Source organism: Thiothrix lacustris DSM 21227 (assembly GCF_000621325.1).
In the GTDB taxonomy this organism is placed as follows: Bacteria; Pseudomonadota; Gammaproteobacteria; order Thiotrichales; family Thiotrichaceae; genus Thiothrix; species Thiothrix lacustris.
This window is the reverse complement of record NZ_JHYQ01000016.1, coordinates 1-12,876: the sequence shown is the minus strand read 5'-3', so window position 1 is coordinate 12,876 and position 12,876 is coordinate 1. Positions and strand designations below refer to the sequence as shown.

The window sequence follows — 12,876 nt, the reverse complement described above, 5'->3', positions numbered from 1 at the left end:
TCCTCTCCATGTTAGTGTTGGTTACAGCAGCACACTGTTTAACAGGATTAACACTAATGTCGGCAGGGTTGGAAAAAGGTTGGGGGTAAGCGCTTAAAAAAAGACATGGATCGGCTATATAAAGGCAAGGTTATTTTAATAAGCAAGTTATTATTATATAATTGATTTTTATGTAGAAATGTTATTGATTGGATGTGATTTTTTTAAAATCAATGCTGGTTTATTATTGCTGGTCGTTAAAAAAGCAAATAGAGATAGGGGGTTTAAGACCTCATGGTTTATTTGTAATAAGCTTTTAATAAATGACTTTACATGATATTCTCGTTTATGATAAAAATGCTATTAATCTATGGTAAGGTTAATAATAGCCACACTAAGGTTGGGAAAAGGTTGGGAGGCCGATTTTCAATCAAAATTGCATCACGCAGGAGGAGGCGTATGGCACAGGCAAGCGTAAGAGGTAGCCCTTTGACCCAACGACGGTCTGACATTGAAACTCAATGGAGCCGTTTCGTCGTGGGTAGTCCGTTCATCAAGCCAGATAATGTTCGTGAAGACATCATGTCTTCGTGGCAGCGCAGTGCCCAACACTTAAAACCCCAACGACTCCATGCCCCCGCCGATGATGAATACACGGCCGCGCGACATTGGCAGGAATCCCCCTTGTGTCAGGCAGCCCGGCGTGAACAGGAAACGATGATGCAACTCGCTAAGGAAGGTGAGTTAGTCGTGGCGATTGCTGACCCCTCCGGGCGATTGTTATGGACATTCGCCAGCAATCACATGCGTAAACGTGCCGAAGCCGTTAATTTCACCGCTGGCGGTCACTGGGATGAGCGTTCCGTTGGGACGAATGCCATTGGCTTATCATTGAAGTTGCGGCGCTCGGTCACGGTATTTTCATCCGAACACTACCTGCCCTTTGTTCATGATTGGGTGTGCTACGGCGCACCGATTCTTCACCCGCAATCCGGCGAGTGTGTGGGCATTCTTGATATGTCGACCACTTGGAATCAGCATACGCCGCTAGGGCAGGCAGCCGTCACGGAACTGGCTCGAGCCATTGCGCGTTCACTACCGCCCACGCAACCCAAGGCCGAACTTGAAATCCACGCACTAGGGCAGCCGCGCATTCTGTTTCGGGGTAAACAATTAAATTTGCCCATGCGTCAGGTGGAAATTCTCTGCCTGTTGGCGCTTAACCCACAGGGATTGAGCCTCGAAGGTTGTCATGCTGCGTTGTATGGCGATTCGCCGGTTTCTACCGCCACCCTGAAATCCGAGCTTTCACACTTGCGGCGCGTACTGGACGGGCAAATCGGTTCACGCCCCTACCGCTTGCTGTCATCGGTCTGGGCAGATTTTATCGAAGTGTGGCAAACCCTGAAGCAGCAACGTGCCAGCGAGGCTTTTTCATTGTATCGCGGCTCTTTCCTACCCCAGTCCGAATCGCCAGAGCTGGAAGAGTGGCGGCATTGTATTGATGCTGTCATGGGTCAGGCATTGGAGTCTTGCCAAGATCCTACCTTGTTGATGGAAAAGCTGTGTCACAGCACATCCGGTAGCGAAATGGTACGCGAACGTCTCTCAGAACTCATGTTAATACAACCCAGTAGGTTTATTGGGAACTGAGGAGTGCCTTGCGCAAATCAGTCCTCAGGTTGGTAAAAGGTGGGTAGATAAAACCCCCCGTTTGCGGTATCAAGGGATAGCAAACCATCGGGGAGGCGGTTATGGCAACCACAAGGCATTGGCCTGCAATGCTGGCGATTAGTCAGCGCGAAACCATCAAGTTCTGGCATCAACGCGGGCGCTTGTTGTCGGCACTGGTGCGCCCAGCCTTATGGCTAATGGTGTTCGCTGCTGGATTTCAGAATATTTTTGGGGTATCGATTATCCCGCCTTACGATACTTATATCGAATATCAGGTTTACGTTGTGCCCGGTTTGTTGGGGATGGTGCTGCTGTTTAACGGGATGCAATCGTCACTGGCAATGGTGTATGACCGTGAAATGGGCTTGATGCGTCTATTGCTGATTGCACCACAACCACGTTGGTTTTTGCTGTTGAGCAAGCTGGTGGCCGGAACGGTGTTGTCGGTGTTGCAAGCCTATGCTTTTTTGGCATTGTGTGCGGTGTTCAAGGTTGATATTCCGTGGTCGGGATGGCTGTATGCGCTGCCGACGCTGATTCTGGCCGGATTGATGTTAGGGGCGCTGGGGTTACTGTTATCCGTTTCCGTGCGTCAATTGGAAAATTTCGCGGGGACGATGAATTTCGTGATTTTCCCGATGTTTTTTCTTTCCACCGCACTCTATCCGTTGTGGAAATTACAGGAATCGGGCGCGGTCATTGTGTATGCCTTGACACGTTTCAACCCATTCACCCATGCAGTGGAAATGATCCGGTTTGCGCTTTACGGCCAATTCAATCTTCTCTCTTCCCTGATCGTATTAGGCGCTTTGATCCTGTTTTTCCTGTTGGCCGTGTGGGGGTATGACCCTCAGCATGGCTTGGTGAAGAAAGCGCAGCAGGCTTGACGAAAAAAGTAAGGGGTAGCTGTGCGGGATGCCTAAAACTTCGCGCAAATATGCTAAACTGATCGGCACTTTTTTGAGACTGAAAACGAGAGTTCGACATGGCCGGTCATAGTAAATGGGCAAACATTAAACACCAAAAAGCCTCTGTTGATAAGAAACGTGGCAAAATTTGGACGAAAATCATCCGTGAAATTACCGTCGCGGCGCGTGAAGGCAAAACGTCCGACCCTAGCGCCAATCCGCGCTTGCGTCTCGCTGTGGATAAGGGCTTGAGTGCTAATATGACACGCGACACCATCGAAAAAGCCTGCAAACGCGGTGCAGGTGAAACCAACACCGACAATTACGTGGAAGTGCGTTACGAAGGTTACGGCCCCGGCGGCATTGCGGTGATCGTCGAAACCATGACCGATAACGTCAACCGCACGGTTGGTGAAGTGCGCCACGCACTTACCAAGCACGGCGGCAATTTGGGCACGAACGGTTCGGTCGCGTTCCAGTTCAAGAAAATTGGTGTGATGAACTTTGCCCCCGGCCTTGACGAGGAAAAGCTGATGGAAGCAGCCCTCGAAGCAGGCGCTGATGATATCCAGATGGACGACGATGGTTCTGCTGAAATCGTGACTACCCCTGAAGATTTCGCTGCGGTGAAAGTTGCGCTGATCGCCGCCGGTTTTACCCCGGATCACGATGAAGTTACCATGCGTGCCGACAATCTCACGTTGGTGGAAGGCGATACTGCCGCCAAATTGTTGAAAATGATCGATATGCTGGAAGATCTGGATGATGTGCAGGAAGTCTTCACCAATGCCGATTTCAACGATGACGACCTTGCGGCGCATGGTTAAGTGACACTACGTCGCATCCTTGGCATTGACCCCGGTTCCCGCCAGACGGGAATCGGCATTATCGACACTGACGGGCGGCATACCCAGCATGTTTTCAGTACTTGTTTACGCTTGGGTGATGGAGCCTTTCCCGAACGGCTCGGTACGATTTTTACCGAACTGACCCGCATTATCCGTGAATACCAGCCGATTGAAATGGCGATTGAAAACGTGTTCGTCTCCAATAATGCGGCATCTGCCCTAAAATTAGGGCAAGCGCGAGGGGCGGCGATTTGTGCGGGTGTCACCTCTGGCTTGCCAGTAGCGGAATACAGCCCCAAAGAAATCAAACAAGCCACTGTGGGTAAAGGTGGGGCGGATAAGGTGCAAGTACAGCATATGGTTAAATTGCTGCTGGGTTTGCAGGGGCGTTTGCAGGCGGATACCGCCGATGCATTGGCGGTGGCTTTATGCCATGCCCATGCGAGCCACTTGAAAAGCCGTATTGCACTGGCAGGATTAACGAGGTGATAGAATGATTGGCTTATTACGCGGTAAATTACTGATCAAACAACCACCGGATTTGATGCTGGATGTGAATGGTGTTGGTTACGAAGTGCAGGCGTCGATGACGACGTTTTACGACTTGCCGGAATTGCACGCGGAAGTCACCCTCTACACCCATTTTGTGGTGCGTGAAGATGCACAATTGCTGTATGGCTTCAGTTCCCAAACCGAGCGCGAACTGTTTCGCCATTTGCTGAAGGTGAATGGTGTCGGCCCCAAAATGGCACTGGCCATTGTTTCAGGCATGAGTCCGTTGGAATTCAATCAGGTGATTCACGCCGGGGATATTGCCCGCTTAAGCCGAATTCCCGGTGTCGGTAAAAAAACAGCAGAACGTTTGATCATCGAGCTGCGTGACCGTTTACCCAAATCAGATGCTAGTGGCAGCCATGCCAACACGCCGCTATCTGTGCAAATTCCCCATGTTTCTGCCAGCGATGAGGCAGTCAATGCCTTGTTGGCGCTGGGTTACAAACCTGCACAAGCCAGCCAGATGATTGCTGCTTACGAAGATCAGGGGTTGAGTGTGGAAGACATGATCCGCCAAGCCCTACGTGCTAGCTTGAAATAATTCCTCCTTACGTCAGATTATTACGTCACATTGTCACCTGATAGGCTTGTGTCATGCCTAACAATGTCAATTCTGTCACATTCTGACAGGATTGCTGCCTGCCAGGCCTTCTTATAATTATCATTAATTCTAATTAAACATTAGTAAAATTAATAACATGAATGATTTATGCCTGACTTGGCACGAAGGATGCAATAACACTTACACAGACTGAGACGGCAAAGACTAGAAGGTCTGGAAGGGACGACAACAATAATAAGAAAGGGTTAAGGAAAGTATTTACCAGCAAGCCCCAAGAGATAGCGAGTAGGCATAAACATTAATAACAATAAAGCGCCTGACCATGTCTCGACTCCTCTAACCCCTGCCGATAAGGTGGGGGCTTTTAACCGGGGAATCGGTGTTTGAGAACAACAATAATAAGCTAATAATAATAATATTTGCCCGTGTTGACTGCCCCCGTTCGTCGGGGGCTTCATTTTTTATACGGCTTTAACAGCCGCCTGTCGCTTTCTCTTCTTGTTTGGCGACTGACCAAGCATTTTCCATTTGTTCCAAGTTAGCTTCTTCCAGTGAAATACCCTCAGCTGCCAACAAGGCTTCTACCCGCAAGAAGCGCCGTTCAAATTTCTGGTTGGACAAACGCAAGGCATTTTCGGCATTTACCCCTAGCAAACGCGCCATATTGGTGGCTCCCATCAGCACATCACCCACTTCTTCTTCAATACGTGCCGCTGATTCCTGTTGGGCAACGGCGTCGATGACTTCATCCAGCTCTTCATGGATTTTGGGGATGACTTGCTGCCAATGATCCCAGTCAAACCCGACCCTTGCTGCTCGCTGCTGTATTTTTTGGCTACGTCGTAAGGCTGGCATCGCTGCGGGAATACCTGCGAAAAAACTTGCTGGGTTCGTCGGCAGCGTTTGGGTATCACGTTCCGCTTGCTTGATGGTTTCCCATGCCTGTTTTTGTGTTTGCTCATCGGCATAGACGGTATCGCCGAAGACATGTGGATGCCGTCGAATCATTTTCTGGGAAATCCCTGCGGCTACGTCCTGAAAATCAAACAAGCCTTGTTCACTGGCAATTTGTGCCATAAACACAATTTGGAAGAGTAAATCACCTAATTCATCACAAAGTGCCGTGGCATCTTGGCGATCCACGGCGTCCGCGACTTCGTACACCTCTTCTAGTGTATGAGGTAAAATAGTTTGCCATGTTTGCTTAATATCCCATGGGCAACCCTGCTCAGGGTCACGCAAGCGCATCATAATATTGAGTAATTCTTGAATAGGAGGGTGACTTGATCCGTTTTTGCCTTGCATAGCATTTCCCTGTGGCGTATTGTGCGTTTGTCGTGCAATATACACAATTGTGGTATTAATGCTACGCTCAAACATAAAGCAAAATCCAATGTTCCGAACTCAAAAATCCAGACTTGAAGGAGATCACTATGACTCTCAAACAGATTGCAGGCCTTAGCTTTGCCGCTCTCATGATCACGGCTGTTAGTGCTCATGCTGAAGACATGAAAGTTGTCAAAAACAGCGATGGTATCGTGGTTAAAAATAGCTTCGGCGAATGTGTACAAGCACAATACGGTTTCGAGCCAGAAGGCTGTGAAGCAGCGCCAGCGCCTGTCGTCGCGCCAGTTACGCCCGTACAACCTGCACCACCACGCCATGTTGCACCACGTGCTGTTATGCCTAAAGTAAAAGCTAAAGGCAACTACAAAGGCGCGGTTCAGATGGACCCGGCTGCACGCTCTAGCCTGAAGCGTTACCAGAAATAAACCTACTCACGAATCAAAGAGATTGATTCGCGACGGTTTACAGAGCCTCCTTGCTGTAAGGCAAGGAGGCTTTTCTTTTGTGTGCTCGTAAAGAAAATGCACCTTAACTATAGGAACTTGACCTCAAAGTACCCTATAATCCTAGCCGTTGTTGTATATTTAAGACACTATCGTCGTAACTTGCGCCTCTCGCCGACAGAATCAGTATTTCAGTAATGCGGTGGCAGGGTTCAACAATCCAAACTCAAAATCTAGGCTTAAGGAGATCACAATGACTCTGAAGAAAGTTACCAGCATTAGTATTGCTGCCATGATGGCAGCTACGATGGCTACCGCTGCGTATGCAGAAGATGGCAAATACGTCCAGAACAGCGAAGGCAAGGCCGTTAAAAACAGCTTTGACGAATGTGTTAAAGCACAGTATGGCAGTATGCCAGAAGGCTGTGAGGCCGCGCCACCAGCTCCACCACCGGCTCCAGCACCAGCTCCACCACCGGCTCCAGCACCAGCTCCTAAGCCTATTCAGCAAATGACGCTGAATTCTGATGCCAATTTCGACTTCGATAAGGCAGTCCTGAAACCGGCAGGTAAAGCGAATCTTGATCAGTTCCTAGCAGGTTTGGCTGGTGCAAAAGTGACTGGTATTAGTGTTGTGGGTCACACCGATAGCATCGGTTCTGATGCTTACAACCAATCTCTGTCTGAGAAACGTGCTGTTGCCGTTGCAGACTATTTGGTTGCTAAAGGCGTTCCTGCTGCTGCTATCAAGGCCGCTGGTAAGGGTGAGTCTCAGCCAGTTGCAGACAATGGTAGCAAAGCAGGTCGTGCAGCTAACCGTCGTACAGACGTGACGGCTAGCGGTTCTCGCTAAGTTGACACTACCATTGGGCATTCCATTATGAATGCCTTGATGTGATAAAAGAAAAGCCGGGTTCGCCCGGCTTTTCTTTTGGAAGTATCCGCCTTGGAATATTTCATTCATTGCTAATATTCGGCTAGTATGTCTCCCCTTGTATGATTCGGATCGCGCTAACCTCCGGCTGATACACCTTCATTTTTTACGATAATCCTTCTGGAGACAGAGAATATGTCAATCAAAGTGGCTGTGCCCAAGGAAACGGCCGAAGGCGAACGCCGGGTTGCCATGGAATCCAGCGTTATTGCCAAACTCGGCAAACTGGGCGCTGAAGTCCTGCTGGAAACCGGGGCAGGCAGTGCCGCATACCTTCCTGATAGTGCGTTTAATGGCGCAAGTATTGTCGCGTCTGCCGCCGAACTTTACCAACAAGCCGACATTGTACTGAAGGTACAAGCCCCTTCACTGGCTGAAATTGAGCAGTTGAAAGAGGGCAGCGTGTTGATCGGCAGCTTGCAGCCTTACCAGCACCCGGAACGCATTGCAGCGCTCAAAGCCAAAAACATTACCAGCTTTGCAATGGAACTGATTCCACGTATTTCCCGCGCCCAGTCGATGGATGTGCTGTCTTCGCAGGCGGCGATTGCCGGTTACAAAGCGGCTATTATGGGCGCTGACCTTGCGCCGCGCTTTTTCCCGATGCTGACCACGGCGGCAGGCACGATTCGCCCCTCCAAAGTCATTATCATTGGCGTTGGGGTAGCAGGCTTGCAGGCCATTGCGACTGCCCGGCGTTTGGGTGCGGTGGTGGAAGCCTATGATGTGCGTTCTGCGACCAAAGAACAGGTGCAATCCCTCGGTGCCAAATTCATTGAACTCGGTATTACGGCAGAAGGTGCAGGTGGTTACGCCCGTGAACTGACGGATGCAGAAAAGCAGCAGCAGCAAGCCGAGCTGGCGAAACACATTGCCACGGCAGATGTGCTGATTACCACTGCTGCGGTTCCCGGTCGGCCTTCACCCAAAATCATTCCTGAAACCACCGTGGATGGCATGAAATCCGGCGCGGTCATTATCGACCTCGCCGCAGAAGGCGGCGGCAACTGTACCCTGACACAACCGGGTAAAACCATTGTGCACAACGGTGTAATCATTCACGCGCCATTGAATGTACCTAGCCAAGTGGCAGTACATGCGTCCGAAATGTACGCCAAAAACCTGCTTAACTTCCTGACCCCCATGCTCAAAGACGGCGCGTATGCCCCGGATTTTAGCGATGAAGTGATTGCAGGTGCGTTACTCACACACGAAGGCAAGATCATGAATGAATCCATTCGCCAACTGGTTGAAGGAGCTGAATAATGGACGGTTTTATTGCAATCTACATCTTCATTCTCGCCGGTTTTGTCGGCTATGAAGTGATTTCCAAAGTGCCGGTTATCCTGCACACCCCACTGATGTCAGGCTCCAACTTCGTCCACGGTATCGTGCTGGTCGGTGCGATGGTTGTGCTAGGTCAGGCAGAAGGTGTCATGGAACAACTGGTCGGTTTCATCGCCGTCGTGTTGGCCGCAGGTAACGCCGTCGGTGGCTATGTCGTGACTGAGCGGATGCTGGAAATGTTCAAAAGCAGCAAGGGGGGCAAGTAAGCCATGAACCTTATTGTTGAGATTTTCTATCTGGCAGCCGCAGTGCTGTTCATCCTCGGCCTCAAGCAAATGGCCTCCCCGGTCACGGCGCGGCGCGGTATTGTTTGGGCAGGCATCGGTATGGTGCTGGCAACAGCGATTACCTTTGTACACCCGCACGTCAACAGCAATTACTTGTTGATTGTTATCGGGATTGCGCTCGGTGGTGGCATTGCTTGGAAAACGGGCAAAGAAGTGGCCATGACCGACATGCCGCAAATGATTGCGCTCTACAACGGTATGGGCGGCGGTGCAGCTGCGGCGATTGCGGCGGTGGAACTGATCAAGCAGCATGAGATGGATCTTACCGTGCAATTGCTGGCGGTGTTTGGTGCGCTGATTGGCACGATAGCCTTCTCTGGCTCACTGATTGCCTTTGGTAAACTGCAAGGTATCAAGCAATTGCGTGGCGCTTTCCGCTTTAAGAATCAGCAGCGTATCAATGCTGGCCTGTTTATCGTGGTTGCGTGGATGGGTTTAGGCATTGCCACTAGTGGCACGGATTACAGTATGGTTGTGCTGTTCCTGTTCTTCGCACTGGCCTTGGCATTCGGGGTGATGATGACCTTGCCGATTGGTGGCGCGGATATGCCGGTGGTGATTTCCCTCTACAACGCCTTCACGGGTCTCGCGGTAGGTCTGGAAGGCTATGTGCTGGATAACCCGGCGATGATGATTGCCGGTATCGTGGTCGGCTCGGCGGGTACGCTGTTGACGCAGTTGATGGCCAAGGCAATGAATCGCCCGATTACCAACGTACTGTTCAGTAACTTCGGCGAAACCAGTGGTGAAGCGCAGGAAGTTACCGGTTCAATGAAAGCGATCGAAGCGCCTGACGCAGCCATCATGATGGCGTTTGCAGAAAAGGTCATTATCATCCCCGGTTACGGCATGGCCGTTGCGCAAGCACAGCACAAGATCTGGGAAATGACCAAGCAGTTGCAGGAACGCGGCGTGACCGTTAAATTCGCGATTCACCCGGTTGCCGGGCGGATGCCGGGGCACATGAACGTGTTGTTGGCGGAAGCAGGCGTGCCGTATGACATTATCTACGACCTTGACGAGATCAATGAAGAGTTCCGCACGGCGGATGTAGCACTGGTGATTGGTGCTAACGACGTGGTGAACCCAGTGGCGCGTATTGACCCCAGCAGCCCCATTTACGGGATGCCTATCTTGAACGCGGATTACGCCAAGAACGTGATTGTGGTCAAGCGTGGTCAGGGTGCAGGTTTCTCCGGGATCGAGAACCACTTGTTCTTCGCTGACAACTGCCGGATGCTGTACGGTGATGGTCAGGCCGTTGCTAATGAATTGATCACAAATATGAAGGAACTATGAACGTCAAGTCTTGACAATCGTAAAAAAAGCCCGGTTTGTCCGGGCTTTTTTACGAGTTGTCCACATTGTAACCCTCCGTTCATCTTGTATTGAAGTTTGTCAATAGCAAGGATTTAAAAAAGTTTAAGTTATTGATTTTGAATAAATAAATTGATGTGACTATTTTTTAATCAAAGTGTATAAGTGCTTATTAGACAAGGCTTAGAGGGGCAATTTTGCGATTCATCCACAGAGTTATCCACAGGTTCTGTGTATAACCACAATTTCTGCTTACGTAGCAAGGAGTTGTTAAGGGTGGAGCAAGTTTTCAGCCCTATCTGACTGTAAAACGGACGCATCCTGTGTTGGTAATTCGGCTAAACTTGCGCACATGACCCAAGCTCCTTCCCGTTACATTCTCCATATTGCTGTGCCGCGCCCGTTGCGCACTTTGTTCAGTTACAGCTACGCCAATGTCTCAGCGCCGTTGTTGGGAACTCGCGTCCTCATACCCTTGGGAAAGCAATCTGCTGTTGGCCTAGTGATCCGTGCCGAAATCGCCCCACCTGAAACGGCTGATAGCCCCTTCACGTTGAAGCCCGTGGAAGCTCTTCTTGATACGACGCCCTTGCCGGATGCACACCTGCTTGAGCTGCTGCACTGGGCAGCCCGTTATTACCACCACCCGGTTGGAGAAGTGATCTTTTCTGCCTTGCCGGTTGCCTTGCGCAAACCCAAACCATTATCCAGCCGCCTGCAAAAACTGTTGGGTCGTTACGAAGCACCAACCCTCGCGCCTATTGAACGTAATCACCTGCAACTCACGGATGAACAGCAGCAGTGCCTGCACAGCATCGAGCAATGGAACCTGCAAGCGCCACTTCGCCCCATTCTGCTGCATGGTATTACCGGCAGTGGCAAAACCGAAATCTACCTGCGCCTGATTGCCCCGCTGTTCGCTGCTGGCAAGCAAGTGCTGGTGATTGTGCCCGAAATCGGCCTGACCCCGCAGTTGCTGCTCCGCTTTGCGCATTTTTTCGGTGATACGCCGATGGCTTGCCTGCATTCTGCCCTGAGTGATGGGGAACGCATGAAAGCATGGCTGCAAGCCCGCAGCGGTGAAGCCCGTATTATTATTGGAACCCGTTCCGCGATTTTCACGCCCGCACCCAACCTTGCGCTGATCGTGATTGATGAGGAGCACGATGCTTCCCTCAAACAGCAGGAAGGCTTCCGCTACCATGCCCGCGATCTCGCCATCAAACGGGCGCAGATGCTCAATATTCCCATTGTCATGGGTACGGCTACCCCGTCGCTGGAATCGCTCTACAATGCGGATACGGCACGTTTTCACTACGTGCGCCTCAACCAGCGCCCCGGTACGACCCGTAAACCCGATTTGCAAATTCAGGATACCCGCCCGTTTGAATTACAGGCAGGTTTGACGCCGCATAGCCTGCAAGCCATCCGCACCACCTTGGCGCGTGGTGAACAAGTCATGGTCTTTCTCAACCGGCGCGGCTTTGCCCCGGCCTTGTATTGCCCCTCCTGTGGCTGGCAGGCCAGTTGTCAGCATTGCAGCGTCAAGATGACTTGGCACGCCCGCCGTAACAAACTGGTTTGCCACCATTGCGGGGCAGAACAGGCCACGCCCTTACGTTGCCCGCAGTGCCAGAACCCTCAGCTCACCACGCAAGGGCAAGGTACGGAACGGCTGGAACTCGCCCTGCAAACCTATTTTCCTGCTGCTGTGGTGGTGCGGATCGACCGCGACAGCACCAGCCGCAAGGGTGAACTCGAAGCCAAGCTCGCCACGGTACGCAGCAACGACCCGCTGATTCTGGTCGGTACGCAAATGCTCGCCAAAGGCCACGACTTCCCGAACCTGACGTTGGTCATTATCCTCGACATCGACCAGTCGCTGCTCAGCACCGATTACCGGGCGCTGGAGCGGTTGGGGCAATTGCTGATACAAGTGGCGGGGCGTGCCGGGCGTGCTGACAAGGCGGGCAGGGTGATCCTGCAAACCAGCCAGCCCGACCACCCGATGCTGCATCAGCTGGTGGGGCATGGTTACACCCCTTTCGCTCGGCAATTGTTGGAAGACCGTAAACGCTGGCATTTTCCACCGTTAGGCTATCAGGCGCTGATCCGTGCCAGCAGCACAGCCAGCATGGAAAAAGCCCTGCAATTTCTGGAACAGATCAGCCAACTGCTGATCGTTACTGACGGTGCAGATATTCAGCGGCTAGGGCCTATTCCTGCGTTACTGGAAAAACGCGCCAACCGCTACCGCGCCCAATTATTGCTCGGAAGCCAGCACCGCGCCGCGCTCCATGCTGCCTTGCTGCAACTGTTGAATCCCTCAGTAAAGCTGCCGGGGCGCTCGGGAATACGTTGGTCTGTTGATGTAGACCCAATTGACTTCAGCTAGATTTCATCAGTCGTGCGCGAGATACCCCTGCCTTTAGGCATGGGGAGGGATAGCGCGTCGGCGACAGCCGACCCTCTTCTCGCTCCTCCGTTTGGTTTGCTATTTTCGGTTGTTGACTCTTCACGAAATATGCGATATTTTGTGAATAATGAAAACTAAACGCGCCTACCAATTCCGATTCTACCCAGACCAACAACAAGAAACGTTGCTGGCTCAGACGTTCGGTTGTGTGCGCTACGTTTACAACAGCATCTTGCGTTACCGCACGGATGCCTACTAT

At 51.4% G+C, this 12,876-nt stretch carries 13 protein-coding genes; 12 read left to right on the top strand and 1 reads right to left on the bottom strand.

What is annotated here, in order from left to right:
* Nucleotides 1-438 precede the first annotated feature (438 nt).
* From Q394_RS0108590 to ruvA, 5 genes are all read left to right on the top strand, one after another.
* Nucleotides 439-1,632 (top strand): helix-turn-helix domain-containing protein, encoded by a 1,194-nt coding sequence (locus Q394_RS0108590; protein WP_028488931.1) that lies wholly within the window; start codon nt 439-441, stop codon nt 1,630-1,632.
* Nucleotides 1,633-1,733: 101 nt separating this feature from the next.
* On the top strand, nt 1,734-2,540 hold the full coding sequence (locus tag Q394_RS0108585; RefSeq protein WP_028488930.1) for an ABC transporter permease: 807 nt from the start codon (nt 1,734-1,736) through the stop codon (nt 2,538-2,540).
* A 98-nt stretch (nt 2,541-2,638) separates the two neighbouring features.
* Nucleotides 2,639-3,388 (top strand): YebC/PmpR family DNA-binding transcriptional regulator, encoded by a 750-nt coding sequence (locus Q394_RS0108580; protein WP_028488929.1) that lies wholly within the window; start codon nt 2,639-2,641, stop codon nt 3,386-3,388.
* Nucleotides 3,389-3,898 (top strand): crossover junction endodeoxyribonuclease RuvC, encoded by a 510-nt coding sequence (gene ruvC / locus Q394_RS0108575; protein ID WP_028488928.1) that lies wholly within the window; start codon nt 3,389-3,391, stop codon nt 3,896-3,898.
* A gap of 4 nt (nt 3,899-3,902) precedes the next feature.
* Complete coding sequence (gene ruvA, locus Q394_RS0108570; protein ID WP_028488927.1) at nt 3,903-4,505, top strand: Holliday junction branch migration protein RuvA; 603 nt, start codon at nt 3,903-3,905, stop codon at nt 4,503-4,505.
* A gap of 492 nt (nt 4,506-4,997) precedes the next feature.
* On the opposite strand, the gene mazG is transcribed toward ruvA, so the two are convergent.
* Complete coding sequence (gene mazG, locus Q394_RS0108565) at nt 4,998-5,831, bottom strand: nucleoside triphosphate pyrophosphohydrolase (RefSeq protein ID WP_028488926.1); 834 nt, start codon at nt 5,829-5,831, stop codon at nt 4,998-5,000.
* A 128-nt stretch (nt 5,832-5,959) separates the two neighbouring features.
* Here mazG and Q394_RS0108560 point away from each other — a divergent pair, with 128 nt between their 5' ends.
* From Q394_RS0108560 to Q394_RS19610, 7 genes are all read left to right on the top strand, one after another.
* The gene (locus Q394_RS0108560; RefSeq protein WP_028488925.1) at nt 5,960-6,298 is read left to right on the top strand and encodes a hypothetical protein; all 339 of its coding nucleotides are present in this window, start codon (nt 5,960-5,962) and stop codon (nt 6,296-6,298) included.
* A gap of 271 nt (nt 6,299-6,569) precedes the next feature.
* Nucleotides 6,570-7,169, top strand: a complete 600-nt coding sequence (locus tag Q394_RS22985; RefSeq protein ID WP_051543142.1) for an OmpA family protein — start codon at nt 6,570-6,572, stop codon at nt 7,167-7,169.
* Nucleotides 7,170-7,385: 216 nt separating this feature from the next.
* A complete protein-coding gene (locus tag Q394_RS0108550) occupies nt 7,386-8,516 on the top strand; it encodes an NAD(P) transhydrogenase subunit alpha (protein ID WP_028488923.1) in 1,131 nt (376 codons plus the stop codon).
* A complete protein-coding gene (locus tag Q394_RS0108545) occupies nt 8,516-8,803 on the top strand; it encodes an NAD(P) transhydrogenase subunit alpha part 2 (protein WP_228291392.1) in 288 nt (95 codons plus the stop codon). Before Q394_RS0108550 ends, Q394_RS0108545 begins: the two co-directional genes overlap by 1 nt.
* Nucleotides 8,804-8,806: 3 nt before the next feature.
* The gene (locus Q394_RS0108540; protein ID WP_028488921.1) at nt 8,807-10,183 is read left to right on the top strand and encodes an NAD(P)(+) transhydrogenase (Re/Si-specific) subunit beta; all 1,377 of its coding nucleotides are present in this window, start codon (nt 8,807-8,809) and stop codon (nt 10,181-10,183) included.
* A gap of 370 nt (nt 10,184-10,553) precedes the next feature.
* Nucleotides 10,554-12,596, top strand: coding sequence for a primosomal protein N' (locus Q394_RS0108535; RefSeq protein WP_028488920.1), 2,043 nt, complete (start codon nt 10,554-10,556; stop codon nt 12,594-12,596).
* 148 nt (nt 12,597-12,744) lie between these two features.
* On the top strand, nt 12,745-12,876 hold a 132-nt coding region (locus Q394_RS19610), incomplete at its 3' end, for a helix-turn-helix domain-containing protein (protein ID WP_038140967.1).

What these genes read in the sequence shown, in the direction of transcription:
- Q394_RS0108550 (WP_028488923.1), top strand. Translation starts at nt 7,386, where the DNA reads ATGTCAATCAAAGTGGCTGTGCCCAAGGAAACGGCCGAAGGCGAACGC.
- ruvA (WP_028488927.1), top strand. Translation starts at nt 3,903, where the DNA reads ATGATTGGCTTATTACGCGGTAAATTACTGATCAAACAACCACCGGAT.
- Q394_RS0108560 (WP_028488925.1), top strand. Translation starts at nt 5,960, where the DNA reads ATGACTCTCAAACAGATTGCAGGCCTTAGCTTTGCCGCTCTCATGATC.
- Q394_RS0108545 (WP_228291392.1), top strand. Translation starts at nt 8,516, where the DNA reads ATGGACGGTTTTATTGCAATCTACATCTTCATTCTCGCCGGTTTTGTC.
- Q394_RS0108535 (WP_028488920.1), top strand. Translation starts at nt 10,554, where the DNA reads ATGACCCAAGCTCCTTCCCGTTACATTCTCCATATTGCTGTGCCGCGC.
- Q394_RS0108540 (WP_028488921.1), top strand. Translation starts at nt 8,807, where the DNA reads ATGAACCTTATTGTTGAGATTTTCTATCTGGCAGCCGCAGTGCTGTTC.
- mazG (WP_028488926.1), bottom strand. Translation starts at nt 5,831, where the DNA reads ATGCAAGGCAAAAACGGATCAAGTCACCCTCCTATTCAAGAATTACTC.
- Q394_RS22985 (WP_051543142.1), top strand. Translation starts at nt 6,570, where the DNA reads ATGACTCTGAAGAAAGTTACCAGCATTAGTATTGCTGCCATGATGGCA.
- Q394_RS0108590 (WP_028488931.1), top strand. Translation starts at nt 439, where the DNA reads ATGGCACAGGCAAGCGTAAGAGGTAGCCCTTTGACCCAACGACGGTCT.
- Q394_RS0108580 (WP_028488929.1), top strand. Translation starts at nt 2,639, where the DNA reads ATGGCCGGTCATAGTAAATGGGCAAACATTAAACACCAAAAAGCCTCT.
- Q394_RS0108585 (WP_028488930.1), top strand. Translation starts at nt 1,734, where the DNA reads ATGGCAACCACAAGGCATTGGCCTGCAATGCTGGCGATTAGTCAGCGC.